This window comes from Janibacter sp. Y6, assembly GCF_040900765.1.
Lineage (GTDB): Bacteria > Actinomycetota > Actinomycetes > Actinomycetales > Dermatophilaceae > Marihabitans > Marihabitans melonis.
The window spans coordinates 118,556-140,543 of record NZ_JAKLYZ010000006.1; the positions used below are offsets into that span (position 1 = coordinate 118,556).

Genomic DNA, 21,988 nt, shown 5'->3' on the forward strand with positions numbered 1-21,988 from the left:
TCCGGGTCGAAAGGGGCGGGCGCCCCCTTCGTCAAGGGTTGGTCTCTGCGGCTCAACCTACGAAGCCCTTGCGGGCCTGCGCAAATCCGGAGCCGAAAAGTTGAGTACGTCTGACTCAACTACCGACCGGCGCAGATGATTCCCGCCCCTCTGGTCTGGCACCCGCCCCCGTCGGCCACCCGTCCGCTGCCGGTTCGACGAAGGATCGTCACCTCGACATGACGATCCTTCGTCGACCCATCGACGGGCTCGGCGAAGGGGGCGGCAGCGGGCTGGCGGGAGAGCAGAGCCCGGGCGTCTCGCGAGGCAGCGCGAACGGCAGCCGCCACCTCGACGCCCGTAAGATCAGGCGGGTGACCGGTCTGCTGCGCCTCCCCCGCCACCTGGCGGACGCGACGCGCATGCGTGCGCTGCAGCGCACGGTCCGCCACCCCGGGACCAACGGGTGGACGAGCGAGTGGGGCACAAACGCGCACGGCGAGATCGCCGGCTGCCCGCCGCCTGCGTGAGCGACGCGGCCCCCGTCGCGGGACGCAGACGCCCCCACCTCCCCTGACCACGTGAGGCACTCCATGCCCGGACCCCTGACCGACACCCCTCTGCGCCGCATGCCCCACGAGGTGTGGCGCGGTGTGCGCGCGAGCGCCCGCAGCGACGCCTTCGGCGGCTCGCTCCTGCTCGTCGCGACACTGCTCGCGCTCCTCCTGGCCAACACGGCGGCCGTCGACCTCTACGAGTCGGTGCGCGACACCACCGTCGGCCCCGCCGCCCTTCACCTCGACCTGACGATCGGCCAGTGGGCGGCCGACGGCCTGCTCGCGATCTTCTTCTTCGTCGTCGGCCTCGAGCTCAAGGAGGAGCTCGTCGCCGGCAGCCTGCGCGACCCGCGCCGGGCCGCGATGCCCATCGCGGCAGCCGTCGGCGGCGTCGTCGTGCCGGCCGTCATCTACATCGCGATCACCCGCTCGTCCGAGGGCGCCCTCCAGGGCTGGGCGATCCCCACGGCGACCGACATCGCCTTCGCCGTCGCCGTGCTCGCGGTCGTCGGGCGCTTCCTGCCCCCGGCCCTGCGCATCTTCCTGCTGACCCTCGCGATCGTCGACGACCTCATCGCCATCACGATCATCGCCGTGGCCTACACGCAGGGCCTGCACCTGCAGTGGCTGCTCCTCGCGCTCGTGCCGCTCGCGCTCTTCGCGGTGCTCACCCAGCGCGGGGTGCGCACGTGGTGGCTGCTGCTGCCGCTCGGGGTCGCGACGTGGGCGCTCGTCCACGCGTCCGGCATCCACGCGACCGTCGCCGGCGTGCTCCTCGGCTTCACCGTGCCGGCGATCGCGTCGACCCGGGCGCGGGTGCAGACGGGGACCGAGGACGGCGAGCCGGTCTACGACAGCCTCACCGCCCACCTCGCCGACCAGTGGGGCGTCTTCTCGACGCTCGTCGCCGTGCCGGTCTTCGCCTTCTTGGCCGCCGGGGTCACCGTCGGCGGGGTCGAGGGCCTTCGCAGCGCGCTCGGCGACCCGATCACGCTCGGGATCATCGTCGGGCTGGTCGTCGGCAAGCCCATCGGCATCGTCGGCACGAGCCTGCTCCTCAGCCGGCTGCCCTCATTCGGGCTGGACCCGAGCCTGCGCTGGGGCGACCTCGTCGGCGCCGGCTTCATCGCCGGTGTGGGCTTCACCGTCTCGCTGCTCGTCGGCGAGCTCGCCTTCGGGGCCTCGAGCGTGGCCGACGAGCACGTGAAGATCGGCGTGCTCCTCGGGTCCTTCACCGCGGCGATCATCGGCGGGACGATCCTGTCGATCCGCAGCCGCCGGGCGGGCGCGACCCAGGCGAGCTGACTCCCCCTTCGCACCCCGCGAGCTACGGCGCAGTACTGGTCGCGATCACGACCACTACTGCGCCGTAGCCGGGTCGTGAGGTGGCACCGCGAACGGAGCGAGGGGGCGAGGGGGCGAAGGGGGGCGAAGGGGTCAGCCGGGCGGCGGCGGCGCCATCGCCTCGCACAGGCTCGCCGTGAGCTCCTCGGCCCGCACCGTCGTGCGGCGGAGGTCGGCGAGGCGGTGCTCGGCGTCGGCGTAGACCTGCCCGACGTGCTCGCGAGCCGCGCGCTCCCGGCCGGCGTCCGACGCCGGGTCGGCGAGGACGTCCAGCGCCTCGAGCAACGACCTCGTCTACCAGCTCGACTACGCGGCCGACCCGCAGCGCGTCGTCGTCGACCTCACCGACAGCCACATCTGGGACGCCTCGAGCGTCGCCGCCCTCGACGGCGTGCGGGCGAAGTACGAGCGGATGGGCAAGCGGCTCGACGCCGTCGGTCTCAACCCGGCGTCGGCGGAGCGGCACGAGCTGCTGAGCGGGCGGCTCGGCGAGGGGCACTGAGGAGGTCGAGCACTGAGGCCAGGGCCACATCCGTGGGCGGGCGAAGGGGGACGACCCCATCTGGCAGGGTCGAGCCATGTCCCGCCCCATGACCGTGTCCGGCAGCGTCGAGATCGCCGCCGACCCCCAGGCCGTCTACGCCGAGATCGCCGACCCCGACCGGATGGGGCGGTGGAGCCCGGAGAACGTCGGCACGGGCGACCCCGGCCGCGGCGGGCTGACGACGGGCGAGAGCTTCGTCGGGCACAACCGTCGGGGGCCCGCGCGGTGGTCGACGAGGTGCACCGTCATCGCGGCCGAGCCCGGCGAGCGCTTCGCCTTCCGGGTGCATCGCTACGGCTTCGGCCGGGTCCTCGTGCCGGTGTCTGTCGCGACGTGGTCCTACACCTTCGAGGAGGTCGCCCCCGGTCGGACCCGCGTCACCGAGACCTGGCAGGACGACCGCACCCGGTGGCCGGACCCGCTCGCGGCACGCTTCGACCGCCTCGTCACGCGCGGACGGACCTTCGACGTCTACCAGGCGGGCAACATCCGCCGCACGCTGGACCGGCTGCGCGAGGACCTCGAGAGCCGCTGAGCCGCGTCAGCGGGAGTGACGGACGAGGCCGGCGACGACCCGCGGGGTGATCCGGCCGGGCCCGAGACCGAGCTCGACGAGGTCGTCGAAGACCCGTTGGTCTGCGGCGGCGGCGCGCAGCCCCGCGGCGAGGACGAAGGGGTGAGACGCCACCTTGCCACCGACGGCCGTGCTCACGAGGTTCGCCCGCAGCCGGCCCTGCACCTCGCTGCGGTAGAGACGGCCGGGGTCTCCCCCTTCGTCCGCCCGCGCGGCCGTGCGACCGGCGACCTGCCCGGTCACCGCCGCGTAGTAGATCCCCTCACCCGTCATCGGGTTGATGAGCCCGGCCGCGTCGCCGACGAGCAGCACGCGACCGTCGGGCTGGACGGAGCCCCACCGGGCGGTCGAGAGCGGCAGGTGGTGCCCGCGCCACGACTGGGCCCCCTCGGTCGAGTCGGGCAGCAGCTCCTCGAGCCGCTCGCGCATCAGCGCGTGGGTCGGCCGGTCTCGCCGGTCGCGCAGGATCTCGCCGTACCCGACGTTGGACCAGCCGTCGCCCCGGTCGAAGGCCCATGCGTACGACGGCTGGCGGTCCTGAGCGAAGCGGATGACCTGTCGCCCGGCACGTCCTGGAGGTGTCGGCGCGTAGCCGCGCAGGCCGAGCGCGAGACGGCCAGGCAGGGTGAGGCCGAGCGAGCGACGGACCTGCGACTGCGCGCCGTCCGCGCCGACGAGCACGCCGGCCCTGGTCTCGCCGTCGACGACGACCCCGTCGGCCTCGACCTGCACGTCGCGCACGCGGTGCCGCCGCAGGACCGCGCCCGCCGCCACCGCGGCCTCGACGAGACGGGCGTCGAGACGCTCTCGGGGGATGACGAGGGCGGGGCGGCGCATCTCGCGCGTGCTGCTCAGGTCGCCGAGAGCGAGCTCGAGCGTGCCGATCGGGCGGTGCTCGCGCCGCAGGTCGGCGGCCACGTCAGAGGCACCCACGGCGTCGAGCACGTCGAGGACGTGAGGCGCGATGCCGTCGCCGCACGACTTGTCCCGTGGGAAGTCGGCCCGGTCGAGGAGCAGCACCCGCGCCCCCGGCCGGTCGTGCAGGGCGGCGAGCGCGGTGATGCTGCCCGCCGGCCCGGCCCCCACGACGACCACGTCCCAGTCGTCGGCCGTCGTCATGGCGCCACCCTAGGCAGCGGGGGACCTCAGACGAGCGCGAGGACGAGGGCGATGATCGTGGCGCCGAAGGCGACGAGCGCCGCTGTCATCGCGACCCACAAGGACCTCAGTGCCCGGTCGGCCCTCTGCACGTCCCGGTCCCAGCCGGCTGCGGCGGTTCTCCACCTGCCGCCCCCCGCACGTCCGGGCAGCGGCGGGAAGCCGTGCGCGGCCCCGGTGCACGCGACAAGCGCCAGCGCCGACGCGAGGAGGGCGACGAGGAATGCCCCTACGAGGGCCCACTGCCGCAGGCCCACGGTGTCCGTGAGAACGTCGTCGCCGAAGGCGATGCCCGAGATCCCCAGCAGCCCGGTGAGACCGGTGATCGCCGTCATCCACTTCTCGGCCATCGTCTGGACGGTCGTGAGCAGGGCCGCCGGGTCCTCAACGGCGATCGACGGGGGGTTCGGCGCGCCGGGATTCTCGAGCTGGTGCTGCTCAGCCGCCCCCTTCGGACTGTCATCTCCCGTGCCCGAGTAAGCCGCTGTCGCCCCCATGGCTGTCCCCTTCTCTCGGTACCAGTGTGGCCGAGCACCGTGTGCACCGCCACCGGTTGCGACCCCGGGGCCGAGACCCCCGGCGAAAGTCGGCGCCTCGGGCGGCAGAGGTCTCACCCATGGCGACGACGAGTCACGACGAGGTGGGCGAGCAGGGCGAGCCCCCACACGAGGAAGAGGGGGTCCCACAGCCACGCGTGCCCGATCATCCCGGGCCGGTCGTACCCGCCGTCGGGCCGGATCGCGCCGGCGAGGACCAGCTGGCCGACGACGGTGTTGAGACCGCCCCAGACGACGAGCACGGCGCCGCCGAGCCAGGCGAGACCTCGGGTGAGCGGTCGCAGCGGCCAGCCGCGGCGGTCGAGCCACAGGGGCGCCAGAGCGGCGACGAGCTTGACGAGGCCGACGGGCACGAGGACCCAGCGCATGTCGGCGAAGGCCGTGACGATGCGCTCGCCCAGGGTCTCGAGCAGCCAGTCGCCGCCGATCGCCCAGTACAGGCTGGAGAGCGCGTGCACCGTCCCCGCCAGCACCGCGAGCACCAGCCACCCCCGCGCGCGTCCCGTCACCGGGCCGACCCTGCCAGACGTGGGCGGACGACGGGAGGCGAAGGGGGGACCGGCGGGCGCCGGGACGCTGCGGGCTGTCAGGGCTCGGTCCTAGTCTCGGCGCCTGGCCGTCGACGAGGACGGCCCCGACGAGGAGGCACTGCGATGGCGACGCTCAACCCGTATCTCACCTTCCCCGGCACTGCGCGTGAGGCGATGGAGTTCTACCGCACCGCCCTCGGCGGCGAGCTGTCGGTCTCGACCTTCGCCGAGATGGGCGACCCGGGCAACGAGGGGGTCATGCACTCCCGCCTCGACACACCGACCGGGCTGTCCCTCATGGCGAGCGACATGGCCCCCGGCACCGAGGGCACGCCTGCCGTCGGCGACGCGATCACGCTGTCCGTCAGCGGCGGGCCCGACGACGACCTGCGTGGGTGCTTCGAGCGCCTGGCCGAGGGCGGTCAGGTGACGATGCCGCTCGAGCGGCAGATGTGGGGCGACGACTTCGGCATGCTCGTCGACCGCTACGGCATGCCGTGGATGGTCAACATCGCCGGCGAGCAGACCTGAGCGGCGTGACGACCAAGGAGATCCTGCACGGCTACGTCCGCGAGCAGCGTCAGGCGATGCTCGCCAAGCTCGACGGGGTGAGCGAGGCCGACGCGCGGCGCCCACGCACCGTGACGGGCACGAACCTGCTCGGCGTGCTCAAGCACTGCGCCCTCATGGAGCTGGGCTACCTCGGCGACTGCTTCGGGCGGCCCGCGGGCATCGCGTACCCGTGGGACGCGCCCGGCGCCTCGCTCGACGACAACCTCGACTTCTACGCGACGGACGACGAGTCGATGGCCGACGTCCTCGACCTCGCGCACCGGGCCTTCGCCCACGCCGACGCGACGGTCGAGGCGCTCGACCTGGACGCGAGGGGGTTCGTGCCGTGGTGGGGACCGGAGGGTCGTGAGGTGACGCTCGACCAGATCATCGTCCACCTCGCCGTCGACGAGGCTCGTCACGCCGGCCACATGGACGTCCTGCGCGAGCAGCTCGACGGGTCCGTCGGTCTGCGCCGCGCGGGCGACAACCTGCCGGAGCAGGACGAGCGGTGGTGGGCCGACTACGTCGCCCGCCTGCACGAGATCGCCGACACACGATGAGCGAGATCTGGCACCTCGTCCACGCCGAGCGGCGAGCGCTCGTCGACGACCTCTGCGGCCTCGCCCCGTCGCAGTGGGACACGCCCTCGCTCGCGCCCGGGTGGAGCGTGCACGACGTCGCCGCCCATCTCGTCGACAACGCGCTCACCACCCCCGTCGGTCTGCTGCGCGCCATGGTGCGGGCGAAGGGGGACCTCGACCGGCAGAACGCCGCGGGCGTCGCCGCCCACCGCGGGGCGACGCCGCAGCAGACCCTCGCGCGGCTGCGCGAGGTCGTCGACCGCACGAGCGGGCCGCCGACATGGCTGGCCTCGCTCGAGTCGCGGCTCGTCGAGGAGGTCGCCCACGGCGAGGACATCCGTGGCGCGCTCGGGATCCGTCGGGCCTACCCGGCAAAGACCCTTGAGGGCGCCGCGCGCTACCAGGCGAAGACGCCCGACGCGATCGGCGGCGGCCGCTCCGTCGCCCGGGCGGTGCGGCTGGTCGCCGACGACACGGACCTCGTCGTCGGCCAGGGCCCGGAGGTGCGTGGTCCCGCCCTCGCGATCGTCCTGCTGCTCAGCGGTCGCCGGCACGCCGTCGACGAGCTGCACGGGCCGGGGTTGTCGTCGATCCCCGCCCGGCCGGTCGGGGGCAGGTCCGTCTCCGGCTAGGCCGTCTCGGGCGCGACGACGCCGGGGGCGCTCTCGCGCGCCCGCAGCCACGGGCCGATGGCCAGAGCGGTGATCACCCCGGTGACGGCGAAGGCGGTCGTCCACCCGAAGCGGTCGGCGACGACCCCGATGAGGATCGGCCCGATGATCGCTCCCGCGTCCTGAGCCATCTGGAAGCGGGCGAGGACCCGCCCGCCGGCCCGCTCGCTGCCGACGACGTCGGCGACGGCGGCCTGCTGCGAGGGGTTGAGCAGCCCGGCGCCGATGCCGGCGACGACGCACAGCACGAAGAGCACGTCGAGGCGCTGACTCGTGCCGACGAGGCCGATCCCGACGGCGGTGATCGCGAGGCCGGCGAGGGCGAGAGGGCGCCGTCCGATGGTGTCCGACCACCGGGACGCGACCTGCAGCGCCGCGGCCGTGCCGACGGCAGAGATGGCCAGCGCAGCGCCCGCGACCCACGTCGCGTCGTGGATCGCGACCGCGAACTGCGGCAGCACGGCGACCCGGACCCCGAAGCTCGACCACCCGTTGGCGAAGGAGGAGGCGAGCGCCGCGCGGTAGGTCGGCGAGGCGAGCGCCTCGGAGACGAGCATCGTCGGGCGCGACTCGCCGTCGGACACGCTGCGCAGCCGGGTGCCGCCGAGGAAGACGGCGACGACGCCCGCCGCGACGAGCAGTGCCACGGCGTAGAGGACGAAGGGGACCCGCAGCCCGAGCTGCGCGAGCAGCCCGCCGATGACCGGGCCGAGCATGCCGCCGAGGAGGAAGGAGCTGGCGTACGCGGACGAGACCCGGCCACGGATGCGCGGCGGCGCCAGACGCACGAGGAGCGACATCGCCGACACCGTGAAGAGGGTGGACCCCAGGCCGCCGACGCCGCGGAAGACGAGCAGCTGCCAGTACGACTGGGCGAAGGCGGTCGCGAGCGAGGACAGCGCGACGATCACGAGCCCGGCGAGGTAGACCGGCCGCTCCCCCAGCCGCGAGACGAGCGACCCGCCGGCCGGTGCGAACAGGAGCCGGAAGAAGGCGAAGGCCGAGACGACGACCGAGGCCGCCGCGACGCCCACGTCGAAGCTGCGGGCGTAGGCCGGTAGGACGGGGCTGATGAGACCGAAGCCGACGGCGATGACGAAGGCCGCGGCGACGAGGACCCAGATCTCGCGGGGGATACGCTCCGGGGCGCTCGTGCTGGACATCGTCGCTCAGCCTACGTCCGCGGATCGGGTCCGCCCCTTCGCCCGGCGGGCCCTCGCCGGACGTGAGACTGGGGCCATGACCCGACGCATCCTCATCACCGGTGCCACCGGAGGCATCGGCCTCGTCCTGTCCGACCGGCTGCGCGACGACTACGACGTCGTCATGCACGGGCGGACGCCGCGCACGCCGGAGCAGGAGCGCGAGCTGCGCGAGGCCGATCTCACCGACTACGACGAGGTCCGCGCCCTCATGGACGGCGTCGACACGGTCGTCCACCTCGCCGGGGCCGCGTCGCCGGAGTCGACGTGGGACGACGTGCTCGGCGCCAACGTCGTCGGCACCCGCAACGTGCTGGAGGCGGCCCGCGACGCGGGCGTGCGACGGGTCGTCTACGCCTCCTCGAACCACGTCCTCGGCATGTACGACCGCGACGAGCACTGGCCGGTGGGGCCGACGGACCTGCCGCGGCCGGACTCGCTCTACGGCGTGACGAAGGTCTTCGGCGAGACGCTCGGGCGCTACTACCACGACGCCCACGGGCTGTCCGTGCTGTGCCTGCGCATCGGGTGGGTGAGCCCCGACCCCACCGAGACCGAGGTCGAGCTGCTCCGCGCGATGTGGCTCAGCGAGGACGACGCCGAGCGCGTCTTCCGCTGCGCGATCGAGGTCGAGGACGTCGGCTACGGCCTCTACTACGCGATCTCGGACAACCCCGACCGCCGGTGGGACGTCACGAGCACGATGCTCGAGCTGGGCTACCGCCCCCAGGACCGCTGGACCGACCACGTGCCCGAGGGCGAGCAGGTCGTCGCCGGCGGCGCCAGCACCCCCGACGACTGGCCGAAGGGGTCCTGAGCCGGACGCTCAGCGGTAGTCCGCGACGTCCGGCGTGCTGCCGTCCTCCATGACCGTGATGTACGACCACGCCCGCGGCTGCGAGCCGTCGGCGTCGCGCACGTCGTACTCGGCGGCGAGCACCTCCGAGGTCGTCGAGAGCTGGTTCCACCGGGTCCGGCCCTCGTCCGCGGCGACGGCCGCGACGCACCGCCCGACGAGCAGGGGCGACTCGGACACCGCGAAGGCCTCGGGCGCCACACCACCCCGCCCGGTGTCGGTCCAGGCCTGCTGCCAGGTCTCCTCGTCGACCCCGAAGGCGTCCAGCATCATCTCCGAGCGCAGCCAGCCCGGGCTCACGGCCATCGCGGTGCCCCCGTGCTCGGCGAGCTCGTGGCCCAGGCTGTGCGCGAGCCGGGTCAGCCCGGTCTTGACGAGGTCGACGTAGGCGTTGATCCGGTAGCGGGTGTCGTTGTAGGCCGCGTCGCCGTCCGTGAGCTCGACGTGCAGCCCGCCGGGCGTGCGGTGGAGCAGGTCGAGCGCGTACGGCGTCGTGAGGAGGTGGGTCTCGATCCCGCCGCGCAGGATCCGTCGCCCGGTCTCGACGTCCTGGGCCCGCACCGGCTGGTCCCACTCGCCGTGGAGGTGCTCGCCACCCAGGCTCGACACGCTGATGTCGAGACGCCCGTGGACCTCGCGGATGCGCTCGACGAGGGCGCGGACGCTCGCCTCGTCGGCGTGGTCGACCTCGGCCCAGACGCCCTCGCCGCCCTCTGCGGTGACGAGCTCGGCGGTCTCCTCGACCGTCTCGGGACGGTCGTACTCCGAGCGCCGCTCACGCGTCGTGCGCCCGGTGCACCAGACCGTCGCCCCCGCCTCGCCGAGAGCGCGGGCGACCCCTCGCCCGGCGCCTCGGGTCGCACCGGACACCAGCGCCACCCGCCCGGTCAGCGGTCGGTCCCCACCACTCGCGCTCATGGCACGACGGTAGGGCCTGGCCCCGACGACGACCAGGCCGGCGGCGAAGGGGGGACGAGCCCCCCTTCGCCCCTCGCCCGGTCACCTCGGGGCCGAGGTCACCCCGTGTTGCGCATCCCCGCGGCGATGCCGGAGACCGTGTGCAGGAGCGCGCGACCCAGGCGCGGGTCGTCCTCGCCGTCGCGCTGACGCCGCAGCAGGTCGACCTGCAGGTGGTGCAGCGGCTGGAGGTAGTGCTCGCGGATCTCGAGCGTCGTGCGCAGCGTCGGCTCCCGGTCCAGCAGCGCCGCGTCGCCGGTGACCCGCAAGACCTCGGCGACCGTGCGGTCGAGCTCGGCGGCGATGTCGTCGAGCGTGCCCTCGCCGTCGGGCGCGAGCGCGGCGACGTACTGCCGGGCGATGCCGAGGTCGGTCTTGGCCAGCGTCATCGCGACGTTGTCGAGGAAGGAGCGGAAGAAGGGCCAGCTCTGGTACATCTCGCGCAGGGTCTCGAGGTCCTCGCCGGCCGCTGCCAGGCCCGAGCCCACGCCGTACCAGCCCGGGACGATCTGCCGGCTCTGGGTCCACCCGAAGACCCACGGGATCGCGCGCAGGTCGTCCAGCCCCGCGTCCGCCCCGGGCCGGCGCGAGGGACGAGACCCGATCCGCAGCTGCCCGAGCAGGTCGACCGGCGTCGCCGAGAGGAAGTACCCCGCGAGGCCCTCGCGCTCGGTGAGCTCGAGGTAGCGCTCCTGCGCCGCCCCGGCCACCCGGTCCATGAGCGCGTCCCAGCGCTCGGTCTCGTCGGCGCTGCGCCGGTGCTCGCGGTGCAGCACGCTCGCCTCGAGCGTCGCGGCGATCATCAGCTCGAGGTTCTGCCGGGCGAGGACGGGCAGCGCGTACTTGTCGGAGATGACCTCGCCCTGCTCGGTGATCTTCACCTCGCCGGCGACGGTGCCCGCGGGCAGCGCGAGGATCGCGTCGTACGTCGGGCCACCCCCGCGCCCGACGGAGCCTCCGCGGCCGTGGAAGAAGGTCATCCGCACCCCGAAGCGGGCGCCGAGATCGGTGATGACCCGCTGCGCACGCTGGATCTGCCACTGCGAGGCGGCGATGCCGCCCGACTTGTTCGAGTCCGAGTAGCCGAGCATGACCTCCTGGACGTCGCCGCGCAGGCGCACGACCTCGCGGTAGGACGGCTCGGACAGCAGCGCGGTGATGATCTCCTCGGCCTTGCCGAGCTCCTCGACGGTCTCGAGCAGCGGCACGAAGCCCACCCGGGCCACCCCGGCCTGGATGTCGACGAGACCGGCCTCGCGGCCGAGGACGACCGCGGCGAGCACGTCGTCGGCGTGCCGCGTCATCGAGATGATGTAGCTCTCGACCGTGCGCGCACCGAAGGAGTCGAGCGCCCACACGACCGCGTCGAAGGCCCGCGCCGTCGTCACCGCGTTGCCCTCGAGGGGCAGCGGACGACGGGCCAGCGGCCGCCGGCCTGCGAGCTCGGCCCCGAGCACCCGCATCCTGCCGGGCTGGTCGAGCGCCGCGTACGGCTCGTCGAGGTCGCCGGTGAGGTCGAGCAGCTGCCCGACGGCGTCGTGGTGCTTCGCCGAGTGCTCGCGCACGTCGAGCGCGGCGAGGGTCAGACCGGTCGAGCGCACCGTGCGCACGAGGCGCTCGAGCTCGCCCGCGGCGACGAGCTCGCCCTGGTGCTCGCTCACGGAGCGGTGCAGGACGAGCAGGTCGTCGAGCAGCTCGACGTCGTCGGCGTAGTCCTGGCCCGGCACGTGCGCCTCGCCCCGGCGCACCCGCTCCTGCGTGAGCCAGAGGCGCACGCCGACCGCGGTGAGGTAGAGCCGGTAGGGCTCCTGGGCGTTGAGCCGGCGGTAGCGCAGCTCGATCTGCGGCAGCTGGTCGAGCATCGTCGCCAGGCGCTCGTCGAGCTCGTCCGACGTCGTCGAGAGGTGGTCGCTCACCGACAGGTCGCGCCGCAGCACGTCGACGCGGTCCCGCAGCAGGCCGATGCCGTGCACCGCCTGCAGGCCGAGCACCTCACGGGTCACCTCGGGCGTGACGTTGGGGTTGCCGTCGCGGTCGCCACCCATCCACGTGCCGAAGCGCAGCGGCACGGCGTCGAGCGAGAGCCCCGCCCCGGCCTCGCCGAGCTCGTCGCGCAGCTCCTCGACGACGTCGGGCACGGCGGCCCGCGAGAGACCTTCGAGGTAGTAGATGCCGTTGCGGGCCTCGTCGGTCGGCTCGGGGGCCTTTACCCGGATCTCGTCGGTCGCCCACAGCAGGTCGATGCTCTCGGCGAGACGTCGCGTGCGTCGCGTGCTGTCGGGCTCGTCGAGGAGCGCGGCGATGCGGCGCAGCTTGTCGAGCGTCGAGCGTCGGGTCACCTCCGTGGGGTGCGCGGTGAGGACGGGGCGCACGCACACGCGCGCCGCCTCCTCGCCGAGCCGCTCGCCGTCGATCCCCGCCGCGCGGATGCGCTCGACCGCCTGGGCGATCCAGCCGCCCTCCCGGGCGCACTGCTCGACGAGCGCCCGTCCGCGGTGCACCTGCTCGGTGACGTTGGCGAGGTGGAAGTACGCGGTGAAGGCGCGGGCCACCTTCGTCGTGAGGTCGAGGTCGATGGTCGGCAGCTGGGCGAGCGAGCCCTCCTTCGAGTGCGCACGCACCTCCTCGACGAGGTCGAGCAGCTCCTGCCCCTCGGCCCGCACGAGCGTCTGACCCAGCAGCGAGGTGACGAGCCGGATGTCGCGACGCAGCGCGTCCTCCGGCACCGCGGTGCCCGTCGTGGGGTCCTCGGTGGTGAGCGCACCCATGTCGATCTCCCTTCGGTCGGTGCCGACCACGCTAGTCAGCGCGAAGGGGGCCGCGCGCCGGCGTCCGCGAGGGCGGGACGGCGGTGCGGCGCGCCGGGCCGAGCAGGCCCGCCGCGAGCAGCCACGTGAGGACGTAGCTGACGAGCAGGACGCCCGAGAGACCGAGGACGAACTGCAGGAGGAAGGGGTTGCCCAGGGGGTCCGAGGCGCGGCTCAGCACGACCGAGACGAGCCCGCCGGGGTTGGTGACGACGTCCCAGGAGTTGAAGCGCGGGAAGCGGCCGAGGTAGACGCCGACGGCGCTCAGCGCCAGCACGAGGACCGCGCCGACCCAGCCCGCGGCCGGCCCCAGACGACGCGCCGCGACCCGGTGCACGAGGACGAGCGAGACGAGGCCGAGGGCCAGACCGGTCCCCGCGAAGCTGGCGATGAGCGCCGCGTCGAACCACAGCGGCACCCCGGCCACCGCGCCGAGGTGGATGAAGTCGGTGAGGATGTACGGCGCGTTGGGCAGGAAGGCGAGCCACACCACGCCGACGCCCAGGAGCAACCAGCCCGGCCGACCGTCGCGGTCGAGGGTCCCGATGAGCAGGGCGAGCACGTACGGCACCCAGGCGAGGAAGAGATTCCACGCGAGGAAGCCGAAGACGAGACCGCTGCCCTCGCCGACCCGGTCGGCCCGCAGCGCGACGAGCCCGCAGCCGGCGAGCGAGCCGAGGACGAGCAGCGTCGTGGCCACGGCCACCCATCGGGTCGCCGGGCGGGTGCGCGCAGGGGTGGACGTCAGGCCGCTCATGCGGCGCCAGCCTAGGGGCGTGGCCTGGGCGCGAGGTGGGAGCGTGCTGGCAGGATCGGCGCATGGACCTCGACGAGGCGGTGGGCGAGCTCTACGGGGCCGGGCTCGGCGACTTCGTCGCGGTGCGCACCCGCCTGGCCAAGGAGGCCGGCGGGGACCTGGGCCGCGAGATCAAGGCCCTGCGCAAGCCGACGGTCACCGCGTGGCTGCTCAACCTCCTCGCCCGCCGCTCCCCCGAGCTGCTCGCCGAGATCGGCGAGCTCGGCGAGCGGATGCGCTCGGCCCAGGGCGAAGGGGATGCGGCCGCCCTGCGCGACGCGCGCCCCGAGCGGGACGCCCTCGTGCGACGGGTCGTCGCGGCGACCCGGGAGGTCGCGAAGGGGGAGGACCGGCAGCTCTCGCCCGCGGGCGAGGACGAGGTCGCCGCCACCGTCGTCGCCGCCCTGGCCGACGAGACGAGCCAGGCGGCGCTGGCGTCGGGGATGCTCGTGCGGGCCCTGCGCTACTCCGGCTTCGGCGAGGTCGACCTCGACGACGCGGTCGCCGCGCGAGCCCGGCTGCGGGTCCTGCCCGGGGGCGCGGCCGGCGCCGGGCGGGGCGAGGGGGACGAGACCACCGAGGCGGAGCAGACGGAGGAGCCCCCGGAGGCGCCGGAGGCGGCCGAGCTGCGCGAGACCGAGCTGCGGCTGCAGACCGTCGAGGCCGAGGTCGACCTGGCGACCTCGCAGCTCGCCGAGGCAGAGGAGGCGCTCGCCCGAGCCCGGGAGGCGGTGGCCCAGGCACGCGAGTGGCTGCGCACGCAGTCGACGCAGCGCGAGCGGCTCACCAACGAGGCGACCCGGCTGCGGCGTGCCTGCGCCCGAGCAGCCCGGCGGCAGTAGACAATCGCAGGCATGACCGAGCGCGCCACCACCCGACCCGAGACCTCCGCGAACGACTACGGCGTCCTCGAGGCCGAGATGCTCGCCGCCTGGTTCGACGTCGACACCGACGACGTCGAGACCGCGGTCATCCCGCGCCTGGCCCTGGGCCACCACGTCGTCGTCCCCGTCGAGCTGCCCGCCGGCGCCACGACCGCCCCGGTCTCGCAGGCACCCACGACGGCACCCGCTGCCCCCACAGCGGCCCCGCCCGCCCCCGCCGCTGCACCGGCTCCGTCCCCCGTGGCCTCCCCCGCGACCCGCCACCGCCACGCGAGCGCCGAGTCGCTCGACGCGGTGCGCCGCAACCAGGTCGCCCTCGCCGTCGTCGTCTCCGCGATCGTCCTGCTCGGCGCCGTCGTCGGGCTGATCGGCGGCTGGGTCGCCCTCGCCGGCTACGCGCTCCTCGTCGGCGGGCTGCTCCTCGCCCAGCACCTCGTCAACCGTCGCTACACGGCCCGGCACACCCGGCACGTCCCGCGTCACGGCTGAGGCCGACCGGGCTCAGCCCAGCAGCGCCGCGATCGTCGCGGCGAGCTCGCGCACCCGCGCCCGGGCGTCGTCGTCGACGTCGCCGAGCACCTCGACGTCCGCCGACGCCTGCGTCCAGCCGAGCGCCCCGACGATGCCGTGGACCGAGCGGACCGCGCCCGTCGTGTCGTAGCGCCCGTGCACGTAGAGCCCGAAGGGGGTGCGCCGCGGCGTCCCCACCGCGCCCTGGCCGTCCGCGTCGAGAGCGCCGCCGACGGCGAGGAAGGTGCTGTCGAAGAAGTGCTTGAGCGCCCCCGACATGTAGCCGAAGTTCGCCGTCGTGCCGAGCACGTAGCCGTCGGCGTCGAGCACGTCCTGCGCCGTCGCCTCGAGCGCGTCGCAGACGACGACGTCGACCCCCTCGATCTCGTCGTCGCCGCCGCCTGCGAGCGCTGCGTCGAGCAGGGCGCGCATCGACGACGTGGGCGAGTGGTGCACGACGAGCAACGTGGCCATGCGGTCATGCTGCCAGCGAGGCGGGCCGAGCCCGTCGTCGCGGACGGCCGACATCGCCGAAACCCAACGGTTGCGCGGGTACCGGGGACCCTCCCCGTCGCATAGCCTGAGCGCGCTGGAGCAGGGGGCTGCGAGGCTCCCCCACCCGACCCCGCCCTCAGGAGCCCGCGAGCATGAGCATCCCGACCGAGCAGATCCCGCCCGAGCAGACGCGGTCGACCCGGCGTGACGGCGACGTCGCCGCGGCCCCGCCCAAGCTGCGCCGGCGCCCCATGCTCATCGCCGTCTCGGTCATCCTCACCGCGGTCGGTGCGCTCCTCGCGGCCTACCTCCTCACCGAGATCGCGGGCACCAACGAGGTCGTCGCGGTGCGCGAAGGGGTGTCGCGCGGCGAGCAGATCACCGCCGACGACCTCGTCATGGCCAACGTCAGCTACGACAGCGCGGTCCGGCCGCTCGCCTGGTCCGACGCGCGCAAGCTCGAGGGGCTGTACGCGCAGTACGACCTCGCCCCGGGCTCGATCGTCACCCAGGACGCGGTGACCGAGGAGCTCGACGTGCCCGCCGACACCTCGGTCGTCGGTCTCTACCTCGAGCCGGGACGCATGCCGAGCGACATCCTGCGCAACGGCGACCAGGTGCGCGTCGTCTACTCCCTCGACGAGGACCCCGCGGCCAACCCCGACGAGTACCTCGGCTACGTGAAGAGCACCCGTCCCGCCACCGACGCCCGCGGGATGATCGTCGACATCCTCGTGCGCGCGGAGGACGCCCCCCGGGTGGCCGCGGCGTCGGGCACGGGCAACGTCTCGCTCGTGCTCAACACCCGCGACCGGGCCGAGCAGGACCTCAACGCCAAGACCGACGGCTTCCCCGTCGGCGGGGCGCCGGCGGACGTTCCGGCGGGGTCGACGTCCCCGAGCGGCTCGAGCTCCTCCGGCGGCTCCCCCACGCCCAGCGGGTCGAGCAGCTGATGGCGGTCATCACCCTCTTCTCCGCCGCGGGCGCGCCCGGCGTGACGACGACGGCGCTCGGCCTGGCCCTGGCCTGGCAGCGCCCCGTCTACCTCGTCGACGCCGACGCGACCGGCTCCCCCGCCGTCCTCGCCGGCTACCTCCAGGGCCAGGCGGCGCACGACCGCGGGCTCGTCGAGCTCGCCGTCGCCAACCGGGTCGGCAACCTCAACGCCGCGATCGCCACCGTGGCCATGGAGATCCCCGGCTCACCCGTCTCCTTCGTCCCGGGCATCCGCTCGCACCAGCAGGCCGCGTCGCTCGTCAACCTCTGGGAGCCGCTCACCGGGGTGCTGCGCGGGATGGAGCAGCGGGGCACGGACGTCGTCGTCGACGCCGGCCGCATCGGCGTGGCCCACTCCGCCCAGCCGCTCGTGCGCTCCGCCGACCTCTCCCTGCTCGTCGTGCGCTCCGACCTGCCGGCCGTCGCCGGCGCCCGCTCCTGGGCGAAGGCGGTGCGCGAGCAGCTGCTGAGCACCGGCTCGGAGGAGAGCCTGGGTCTCGTCGTCGTCGGCTCAGGCCGCCCCTACAGCGCCCGTGAGATCCGTAAGGTCCTCGGGCTGCCGGTCGTCGCCGAGATCGCCTGGGCGCCCGAGGACGCGCTCGTGCTGTCGACGGGGGCACAGCCGGGCAAGAAGTACGCCTCGGGCGCCTTCCAGCGCAGCCTCGCCGCCGCCGTGAGCTCGGCGCAGGGCGTCATCGCGACGAACCGGCAGCGCCTCAGCTCCGTCCAGCGGAAGGCCGACAGCAATGTCTGAGCACGGACCGACCGACCCCACCTCGCTGCCGCTCTTCGCCGGGGGCGACCTCGACGAGCCGGTACCGCAGGACGCCGACGTCTCCGCCCGGCTCGCCGCGGGTGCGGGCACCTCCTCGCCGTACGCCCGCCACACCGCCGCCCCTCGACCGGCCGTGCCGTCGGTGCCGGGCGACGCCGGCAGCGCACCCCTGCCCGAGGTCGGCCCCCCGCCGTCGGGCACCTTCGCACCGGACGCCGCGCCGCTGCCCCCTTCGTCGCCCGCCCTGCCGGCCGTGAGCCGGGTCCAGGGCGGGTCCCTGCCCGCCGAGGCCGTCCACGGCAGCGACATCGACTGGACCCAGGTCGCCGACCTGCGCACCCAGGCCTCGGAGATGCTCACCGGCGCCCTGCACGACCGGAGCAACCTCACCACCGCCCAGCAGCGTGAGCTCGGCCGGGCGATCATCCTGGAGCTGCTGCAGACCACCGCCGCCGAGCACCTCGCCACCGGTCGGCGTGCGTGGTCGCTCGACGAACAGGAGCGGGTCGCCGAAGCCGTCTTCAACGCGCTCTTCGGGCTCGGCCGGCTGCAGCCCCTCGTCGACGACGAGCGCGTCGAGAACATCGAGATCACCGGGTGCGACCAGGTGATGCTCGAGTACACCGACGGCACGCTGCGGCCGGGCCCACCCGTCGCCGAGACCGACCAGGAGCTCATCGACTTCCTCGTCTTCCTCGCCAGCCGCTCCGAGGTCAACGCCCGGCCCTTCTCCGAGGCCCAGCCGCGGCTGCACATGCGGCTCGACGGCGGTGCCCGTCTCGCCGCGACCGCGTGGGTCACCCCGCGACCCTCGCTCGTCATCCGGCGCCACCGGCTGCGCGAGATCACCCTCGAGGAGCTCGCGCAGCGCGGGATGCTCGACATGACGGCCGTGTCCTTCCTGCGCGCCGCGGTCCGGGCGAAGAAGAGCATCGTCGTCGCCGGCCCTCAGGGCGCGGGCAAGACGACGATGGTCCGTGCGCTGTGCGCCGAGCTCGACCCGTGGGAGCGGATCGGCACCTTCGAGACCGAGTACGAGCTGCACCTGCACGAGCTGCCGGAGAAGCACCGGCGGATCGTCGCGTGGGAGGCGCGGCCCGGCTCCGGCGAGGTCGGCCCCGACGGGCGCCAGGCCGGCGAGATCCCGCTCGACGACCTGCTCTACGACTCCTTCCGCTTCAACCTCTCTCGCCAGATCGTCGGAGAGGTCCGCGGGCGCGAGGTGCTCGCGATGATCAAGGCGATGCAGTCGGGCTCGGGCTCGATCAGCACGACCCACTCCGCCAACGCCGTGGGCGCGATCCGCAAGCTCATCACCTGCGCGATGGAGGCCGGCTCGCACGTCACCGAGGCCTACGCGCAGCGTGCCATCGCCGAGCACATCAACGTCATCGTCCAGCTGCACCTCGACACCCAGTCCTCGCCCGACGGCGAGTCCCGCCGCGAGCGCTACATCAGCGAGATCGTCGTCGTGCAGCCCGGCGAGGACGGGGCGGCGACGACGCACGTCTACCAGCCCAACCCGAACGGCGGCCCGCCCGTGCCGGGCGTGCTCCCCGACGACTACCGCGAGCTCGAGCGCTACGGCTTCGACATCGCCGACTACTTCGCCCGGAGCTCGGCGTGATCTGGCTCTGGTCGCTGCTCGTCGGCGCGATCTTCGCGCTGGCGGTCGTGACCTTCGTCCTCGGCGTGCGCAAGACCCCGGTCCGGGTCACGCAGCCGGCTGTCGCCCGCGCGCGGGACGACTCGCGGTGGGGGCGACTGCCCAGGCGCACCCAGCAGCTCGCCGTCGCCTCGGTCGTGCTCGGGCTCGTCGTCGCCCTGCTCACCGGCTGGGTCATCGCCATGGTCATCCTGCCGGCCCTCGTCCTCGGCCTGCCCTGGCTGCTCGGGTCGGGCAACGCGGGCCAGCGCATCGAGCGGCTCGAGGCGATGGAGGAGTGGACCCGCTCGCTCGCCGGTGTCCTCACCGTCGGCGTCGGTCTCGAGCAGGCCATCATCGCGACCCTGCGCAGCGCGCCCAAGGCCATCCAGCCGGAGGTCCGCCTGCTCGCCGCCCGGCTGCGTGCCCGCTGGCCCACGGGCGACGCGCTGCGCGCCTTCGCCGACGACCTCGACGACTCCACCGGCGACCTCCTCGCCGCCAACCTCCTGCTCGGCGCCCAGCGTCGCGGTGCGGGCCTGGCCAGCGTCCTCGAGTCGGTGGCGATGTCGGTCGCCGAGGACGTGCGGGCCCGCCGGATGATCGAGGCCGACCGCGCCAAGCCCCGCGCGACGGCCCGCTGGGTCACGATCATCACGATGGTCGTCCTCGGCGTCCTCTTCCTCACCAACGAGTACGTCGAGCCGTACAAGAGCGGAGTCGGGCAGATCGCCCTGGGCTTCCTGCTCAGCCTGTACGTCGCCGCCCTCGTGTGGATGAAGCAGATGGCCAAGGGCAAGGAGCTGCCCCGCTTCATCGGCACGGCCGTGGCCGAGGAGGCCGACGCATGACCACCGGCGACCTGCCCCTCATGCTCCTCGCCGGCGCCCTCGTCGGGCTCGGGCTGTCGATGCTGCTGTGGCGCGTTCGACCCGCCCAGGTCGACCTCTCCTCCGCGCTGGACCGGCTCTCGCCGGAGCGCTCGCTCGCCGAGGAGGACCGCACGCAGCGCGCGGGCACGGACGCCGATGCGAAGGACACGCTCGGCCGCTGGGCCATGCGCACGCTGCCGCTCGACGCGCTCGGCGCGGTGCCGACCAAGGAGCTGGCCATCCTGCGCATCCCCGTGCACCGCTTCTTCGGCGAGAAGGTGCTCTTCGCCGTCGTCGGGCTGGTCATCCCCTTCGCGCTGATGATCCTCTTCGCCGCCGTCGGGCTCGCCGTCCCGGTCTTCTTCGCGATCATGGGCGCGCTGCTCCTGGGCAGCCTGATGTTCTTCCTGCCCGACTACAACGTGCGCGACGACGCCGCGAAGGCGCGCACGGAGTTCGGCCGGGCGCTCGCCTCCTACATCGACCTCGTCGCGCTGGAGCGCAACGCCGGGTCCGGCCCTCGGCAGGCGATGGAGATCGCAGCGGGCATCGGCGACGCGTGGGTCTTCCGCCGCATCGGCGAGGAGCTGGCCCGCTCGCGCTGGTCCGGCCAGCCCCCGTGGGACGCGCTGCGCAAGCTCTCCGACGACCTCGGGCTGCCTGAGCTCGCCGACCTCGCCGACATCATGCGGCTCTCCGGCGAGGAGGGGGCCCAGGTCTACACGACGCTGCGCGCCCGCAGCCAGAGCATGCGCACCGCCGAGCTCAACTCGGCTCTCGCAGAGGCGAATGCCACCGGCGAGCGGCTCTCGATCCCGATGTCCACCCTCGGCCTGATCTTCATGGCCATCCTCGTCACCCCCGCGCTGCTGCGGATCGTGGGGTCGTGATGAGACCACCGACGACGGGGACTCTTCCCCGTTCCACCGCAGGGTCGCACCCCGTTACCCTCGTCGTGCCGGGGGTTCGGTCTGTCGCCCCTGCATGCCCTCGAACCTCAGAGCAGGAGCAGCCATGATCGCGCTGATCACCACCCTCCAGATCCTCGGCCTGCGGGCCACGGACCACACCACCGACCAGGTCGACGTCCTGCGGCGGGCGCGAGAGGACCGCGGCTCGGTGACCATCGAGCAGGTCCTCTGGGCGGTCGCGGCTATCTCGATCGCCACTCTCGTCGTCGTCGCCGTGCGCGGCTTCGTGACCGACAAGGCCAACGAGATCAAGTGACGCGCGGGCAGGGGGGGCGCGCCCGCCGGGCGCGCGAGCGGGGGTCGGTCTCCATCGAGATGGTGATCCTCTTCCCCCTTGCCCTCACGCTGCTCTTCGTCACCGTCCAGGGCGCTATCTACTACCACGCCCGCGGGGTGGCCATGGCCTCCGCGCAGGAGGGTGCCCGCGACGCGGCGGCGAAGGGGTCGAGCGACAGCCTCGGCCAGGAGGCGGCGATGTCCTTCGCCGGGCGAGCCGGTGGCGACGGCATCCTCGGCTCGCCGGAGGTGAGCGTCGAGCGCACCGACGACGCGGTGACGGTGACCGTCACGGGCACGACCCTGTCGGTCATCCCCGGCTGGGACCCGAAGGTCACCCAGTCCTCGACCCGCCCGCTCGAGGACTTCTCGGCCCCCCGCAACCCGGTCAACCCCGACGGGGTCGGCGAAGGGGGACCCGAGGACCCGGCAGAGCCGCTGCCGATCGGCGGTGCGGGCCCGTGACCCGGCGTGCACGGCTGCGCGACGAGCGGGGGTCGACCTCGATCGAGCTCGTCATCCTCGGCCCGGCCTTCGTGCTGATCCTCGCGATGCTCATCATCGGCGGACGGGTCGCCATCGCCAAGCAGGCGATCGGCAACGCCGCCTCCGAGGCGGCACGCTCGGCCACGCTCAGCCGCGGCGAGGACGCCGCGACGACCAACGCGCAGCGCGCGGCCGACGAGTACCTCGCCGAGCAGGACCTCCAGTGCCGCGGGACCCCGGCCGTGACGGTCGACCTCGCGGCCTTCCGCACCGACCCCGGCACCCCGGCGGAGGTCGCCGTGACCGTCAGCTGCCAGGTCGACATCTCCGGGGTCGAGATCCCGGGCCTGGGCGACGTGACGCTCGAGGGCTCGGCGACGAGCCCGCTCGACGTCTACCGGGAGCGCTGA

The 21,988-nt window shown here is 73.9% G+C and carries 26 protein-coding genes; 17 read left to right on the top strand and 9 right to left on the bottom strand.

Going from position 1 to position 21,988, the window contains the following annotated elements:
• The first annotated feature begins 218 nt into the window (after nucleotides 1-218).
• Both L6241_RS13935 and nhaA read left to right on the top strand, forming a co-directional pair.
• A complete protein-coding gene (locus L6241_RS13935; protein ID WP_368246757.1) occupies nucleotides 219-509 on the top strand; it encodes a hypothetical protein in 291 nt (96 codons plus the stop codon).
• 63 nt (nucleotides 510-572) lie between these two features.
• Nucleotides 573-1,841 (top strand): Na+/H+ antiporter NhaA, encoded by a 1,269-nt coding sequence (gene nhaA / locus L6241_RS13940; RefSeq protein ID WP_368246758.1) that lies wholly within the window; start codon nucleotides 573-575, stop codon nucleotides 1,839-1,841.
• 132 nt (nucleotides 1,842-1,973) lie between these two features.
• On the opposite strand, the gene L6241_RS13945 is transcribed toward nhaA, so the two are convergent.
• A complete protein-coding gene (locus L6241_RS13945) occupies nucleotides 1,974-2,165 on the bottom strand; it encodes a hypothetical protein (protein WP_368246759.1) in 192 nt (63 codons plus the stop codon).
• A gap of 293 nt (nucleotides 2,166-2,458) precedes the next feature.
• Here L6241_RS13945 and L6241_RS13950 point away from each other — a divergent pair, with 293 nt between their 5' ends.
• On the top strand, nucleotides 2,459-2,959 hold the full coding sequence (locus L6241_RS13950; RefSeq protein ID WP_368246760.1) for an SRPBCC family protein: 501 nt from the start codon (nucleotides 2,459-2,461) through the stop codon (nucleotides 2,957-2,959).
• Nucleotides 2,960-2,965: 6 nt separating this feature from the next.
• Here L6241_RS13950 and L6241_RS13955 read toward each other — a convergent pair whose 3' ends face one another.
• From L6241_RS13955 to L6241_RS13965, 3 genes are all read right to left on the bottom strand, one after another.
• Nucleotides 2,966-4,117: a geranylgeranyl reductase family protein gene (locus L6241_RS13955; protein ID WP_368246761.1), complete on the bottom strand. Its 1,152-nt coding sequence runs from the start codon at nucleotides 4,115-4,117 to the stop codon at nucleotides 2,966-2,968.
• Nucleotides 4,118-4,143: 26 nt separating this feature from the next.
• Complete coding sequence (locus L6241_RS13960) at nucleotides 4,144-4,506, bottom strand: hypothetical protein (protein WP_368246762.1); 363 nt, start codon at nucleotides 4,504-4,506, stop codon at nucleotides 4,144-4,146.
• A 260-nt stretch (nucleotides 4,507-4,766) separates the two neighbouring features.
• Nucleotides 4,767-5,222 carry a DUF3995 domain-containing protein gene (locus tag L6241_RS13965; RefSeq protein WP_368246763.1) on the bottom strand — a complete coding sequence of 152 codons (456 nt, stop codon included), beginning with the start codon at nucleotides 5,220-5,222 and terminating at the stop codon, nucleotides 4,767-4,769.
• Between the two features lie 144 nt (nucleotides 5,223-5,366).
• On the opposite strand from L6241_RS13965, the gene L6241_RS13970 reads away from it, so the two are divergent.
• The 3 genes from L6241_RS13970 to L6241_RS13980 are packed head-to-tail and all read left to right on the top strand — an operon-like array spanning nucleotide 5,367 to nucleotide 7,011.
• The gene (locus tag L6241_RS13970) at nucleotides 5,367-5,774 is read left to right on the top strand and encodes a VOC family protein (protein ID WP_368246764.1); all 408 of its coding nucleotides are present in this window, start codon (nucleotides 5,367-5,369) and stop codon (nucleotides 5,772-5,774) included.
• Between the two features lie 5 nt (nucleotides 5,775-5,779).
• On the top strand, nucleotides 5,780-6,358 hold the full coding sequence (locus L6241_RS13975) for a DinB family protein (RefSeq protein WP_368246765.1): 579 nt from the start codon (nucleotides 5,780-5,782) through the stop codon (nucleotides 6,356-6,358).
• Nucleotides 6,355-7,011, top strand: a complete 657-nt coding sequence (locus L6241_RS13980; RefSeq protein WP_368246766.1) for a maleylpyruvate isomerase family mycothiol-dependent enzyme — start codon at nucleotides 6,355-6,357, stop codon at nucleotides 7,009-7,011. Before L6241_RS13975 ends, L6241_RS13980 begins: the two co-directional genes overlap by 4 nt.
• Here the strand turns inward: L6241_RS13980 and L6241_RS13985 are convergent.
• Nucleotides 7,008-8,213 carry an MFS transporter gene (locus tag L6241_RS13985; RefSeq protein ID WP_368246767.1) on the bottom strand — a complete coding sequence of 402 codons (1,206 nt, stop codon included), beginning with the start codon at nucleotides 8,211-8,213 and terminating at the stop codon, nucleotides 7,008-7,010. The two genes, L6241_RS13980 and L6241_RS13985, sit on opposite strands and share 4 nt — an antisense overlap.
• A gap of 76 nt (nucleotides 8,214-8,289) precedes the next feature.
• On the opposite strand from L6241_RS13985, the gene L6241_RS13990 reads away from it, so the two are divergent.
• Entirely contained in the window at nucleotides 8,290-9,069 is a 780-nt protein-coding gene (locus L6241_RS13990) for an NAD-dependent epimerase/dehydratase family protein (RefSeq protein ID WP_368246768.1), read from the top strand.
• Between the two features lie 9 nt (nucleotides 9,070-9,078).
• Here L6241_RS13990 and L6241_RS13995 read toward each other — a convergent pair whose 3' ends face one another.
• The 3 genes from L6241_RS13995 to L6241_RS14005 form a co-directional block, all read right to left on the bottom strand.
• A complete protein-coding gene (locus tag L6241_RS13995; protein ID WP_368246769.1) occupies nucleotides 9,079-10,026 on the bottom strand; it encodes an SDR family oxidoreductase in 948 nt (315 codons plus the stop codon).
• A gap of 98 nt (nucleotides 10,027-10,124) precedes the next feature.
• A complete protein-coding gene (ppc, locus tag L6241_RS14000; RefSeq protein WP_368246770.1) occupies nucleotides 10,125-12,833 on the bottom strand; it encodes a phosphoenolpyruvate carboxylase in 2,709 nt (902 codons plus the stop codon).
• A 31-nt stretch (nucleotides 12,834-12,864) separates the two neighbouring features.
• Nucleotides 12,865-13,629, bottom strand: coding sequence for a DUF1361 domain-containing protein (locus tag L6241_RS14005; protein WP_368246771.1), 765 nt, complete (start codon nucleotides 13,627-13,629; stop codon nucleotides 12,865-12,867).
• 62 nt (nucleotides 13,630-13,691) lie between these two features.
• On the opposite strand from L6241_RS14005, the gene L6241_RS14010 reads away from it, so the two are divergent.
• Nucleotides 13,692-14,510 (top strand): hypothetical protein, encoded by an 819-nt coding sequence (locus L6241_RS14010; protein ID WP_368246772.1) that lies wholly within the window; start codon nucleotides 13,692-13,694, stop codon nucleotides 14,508-14,510.
• A gap of 12 nt (nucleotides 14,511-14,522) precedes the next feature.
• Nucleotides 14,523-15,041 carry a hypothetical protein gene (locus L6241_RS14015; RefSeq protein WP_368246773.1) on the top strand — a complete coding sequence of 173 codons (519 nt, stop codon included), beginning with the start codon at nucleotides 14,523-14,525 and terminating at the stop codon, nucleotides 15,039-15,041.
• Between the two features lie 12 nt (nucleotides 15,042-15,053).
• Here L6241_RS14015 and L6241_RS14020 read toward each other — a convergent pair whose 3' ends face one another.
• The gene (locus tag L6241_RS14020) at nucleotides 15,054-15,536 is read right to left on the bottom strand and encodes a flavodoxin family protein (RefSeq protein ID WP_368246774.1); all 483 of its coding nucleotides are present in this window, start codon (nucleotides 15,534-15,536) and stop codon (nucleotides 15,054-15,056) included.
• A 173-nt stretch (nucleotides 15,537-15,709) separates the two neighbouring features.
• Between L6241_RS14020 and L6241_RS14025 the strand changes: the two genes are divergently transcribed.
• The 8 genes from L6241_RS14025 (at nucleotide 15,710) to L6241_RS14060 (ending at nucleotide 21,988) form a co-directional block, all read left to right on the top strand.
• Complete coding sequence (locus L6241_RS14025) at nucleotides 15,710-16,510, top strand: SAF domain-containing protein (protein ID WP_251720483.1); 801 nt, start codon at nucleotides 15,710-15,712, stop codon at nucleotides 16,508-16,510.
• A complete protein-coding gene (locus tag L6241_RS14030) occupies nucleotides 16,510-17,307 on the top strand; it encodes a hypothetical protein (protein WP_354588789.1) in 798 nt (265 codons plus the stop codon). Before L6241_RS14025 ends, L6241_RS14030 begins: the two co-directional genes overlap by 1 nt.
• A complete protein-coding gene (locus L6241_RS14035) occupies nucleotides 17,300-18,955 on the top strand; it encodes a CpaF family protein (RefSeq protein ID WP_368246775.1) in 1,656 nt (551 codons plus the stop codon). The genes L6241_RS14030 and L6241_RS14035 overlap by 8 nt, the downstream gene beginning before the upstream one ends.
• Nucleotides 18,952-19,824 carry a type II secretion system F family protein gene (locus tag L6241_RS14040; protein WP_368246776.1) on the top strand — a complete coding sequence of 291 codons (873 nt, stop codon included), beginning with the start codon at nucleotides 18,952-18,954 and terminating at the stop codon, nucleotides 19,822-19,824. The genes L6241_RS14035 and L6241_RS14040 overlap by 4 nt, the downstream gene beginning before the upstream one ends.
• Nucleotides 19,821-20,735, top strand: a complete 915-nt coding sequence (locus tag L6241_RS14045; RefSeq protein ID WP_251720487.1) for a type II secretion system F family protein — start codon at nucleotides 19,821-19,823, stop codon at nucleotides 20,733-20,735. Before L6241_RS14040 ends, L6241_RS14045 begins: the two co-directional genes overlap by 4 nt.
• A 124-nt stretch (nucleotides 20,736-20,859) precedes the next feature.
• A complete protein-coding gene (locus tag L6241_RS14050; protein ID WP_251720488.1) occupies nucleotides 20,860-21,072 on the top strand; it encodes a hypothetical protein in 213 nt (70 codons plus the stop codon).
• The gene (locus L6241_RS14055) at nucleotides 21,069-21,557 is read left to right on the top strand and encodes a TadE family protein (RefSeq protein ID WP_229300244.1); all 489 of its coding nucleotides are present in this window, start codon (nucleotides 21,069-21,071) and stop codon (nucleotides 21,555-21,557) included. Before L6241_RS14050 ends, L6241_RS14055 begins: the two co-directional genes overlap by 4 nt.
• A complete protein-coding gene (locus tag L6241_RS14060) occupies nucleotides 21,554-21,988 on the top strand; it encodes a TadE/TadG family type IV pilus assembly protein (RefSeq protein ID WP_251720489.1) in 435 nt (144 codons plus the stop codon). The genes L6241_RS14055 and L6241_RS14060 overlap by 4 nt, the downstream gene beginning before the upstream one ends.

What these genes read in the sequence shown, in the direction of transcription:
- L6241_RS13935 (WP_368246757.1), top strand. Translation starts at nt 219, where the DNA reads ATGACGATCCTTCGTCGACCCATCGACGGGCTCGGCGAAGGGGGCGGC.
- L6241_RS14035 (WP_368246775.1), top strand. Translation starts at nt 17,300, where the DNA reads ATGTCTGAGCACGGACCGACCGACCCCACCTCGCTGCCGCTCTTCGCC.
- L6241_RS14030 (WP_354588789.1), top strand. Translation starts at nt 16,510, where the DNA reads ATGGCGGTCATCACCCTCTTCTCCGCCGCGGGCGCGCCCGGCGTGACG.
- ppc (WP_368246770.1), bottom strand. Translation starts at nt 12,833, where the DNA reads ATGGGTGCGCTCACCACCGAGGACCCCACGACGGGCACCGCGGTGCCG.
- L6241_RS14010 (WP_368246772.1), top strand. Translation starts at nt 13,692, where the DNA reads ATGGACCTCGACGAGGCGGTGGGCGAGCTCTACGGGGCCGGGCTCGGC.
- L6241_RS14050 (WP_251720488.1), top strand. Translation starts at nt 20,860, where the DNA reads ATGATCGCGCTGATCACCACCCTCCAGATCCTCGGCCTGCGGGCCACG.
- L6241_RS13960 (WP_368246762.1), bottom strand. Translation starts at nt 4,506, where the DNA reads ATGGCCGAGAAGTGGATGACGGCGATCACCGGTCTCACCGGGCTGCTG.
- L6241_RS13970 (WP_368246764.1), top strand. Translation starts at nt 5,367, where the DNA reads ATGGCGACGCTCAACCCGTATCTCACCTTCCCCGGCACTGCGCGTGAG.
- L6241_RS14045 (WP_251720487.1), top strand. Translation starts at nt 19,821, where the DNA reads ATGACCACCGGCGACCTGCCCCTCATGCTCCTCGCCGGCGCCCTCGTC.
- L6241_RS13985 (WP_368246767.1), bottom strand. Translation starts at nt 8,213, where the DNA reads ATGTCCAGCACGAGCGCCCCGGAGCGTATCCCCCGCGAGATCTGGGTC.
- L6241_RS14005 (WP_368246771.1), bottom strand. Translation starts at nt 13,629, where the DNA reads ATGAGCGGCCTGACGTCCACCCCTGCGCGCACCCGCCCGGCGACCCGA.
- L6241_RS14025 (WP_251720483.1), top strand. Translation starts at nt 15,710, where the DNA reads ATGAGCATCCCGACCGAGCAGATCCCGCCCGAGCAGACGCGGTCGACC.
- L6241_RS13980 (WP_368246766.1), top strand. Translation starts at nt 6,355, where the DNA reads ATGAGCGAGATCTGGCACCTCGTCCACGCCGAGCGGCGAGCGCTCGTC.
- L6241_RS14020 (WP_368246774.1), bottom strand. Translation starts at nt 15,536, where the DNA reads ATGGCCACGTTGCTCGTCGTGCACCACTCGCCCACGTCGTCGATGCGC.
- L6241_RS13995 (WP_368246769.1), bottom strand. Translation starts at nt 10,026, where the DNA reads ATGAGCGCGAGTGGTGGGGACCGACCGCTGACCGGGCGGGTGGCGCTG.
- L6241_RS13955 (WP_368246761.1), bottom strand. Translation starts at nt 4,117, where the DNA reads ATGACGACGGCCGACGACTGGGACGTGGTCGTCGTGGGGGCCGGGCCG.
- L6241_RS13950 (WP_368246760.1), top strand. Translation starts at nt 2,459, where the DNA reads ATGTCCCGCCCCATGACCGTGTCCGGCAGCGTCGAGATCGCCGCCGAC.
- nhaA (WP_368246758.1), top strand. Translation starts at nt 573, where the DNA reads ATGCCCGGACCCCTGACCGACACCCCTCTGCGCCGCATGCCCCACGAG.
- L6241_RS14015 (WP_368246773.1), top strand. Translation starts at nt 14,523, where the DNA reads ATGACCGAGCGCGCCACCACCCGACCCGAGACCTCCGCGAACGACTAC.
- L6241_RS13990 (WP_368246768.1), top strand. Translation starts at nt 8,290, where the DNA reads ATGACCCGACGCATCCTCATCACCGGTGCCACCGGAGGCATCGGCCTC.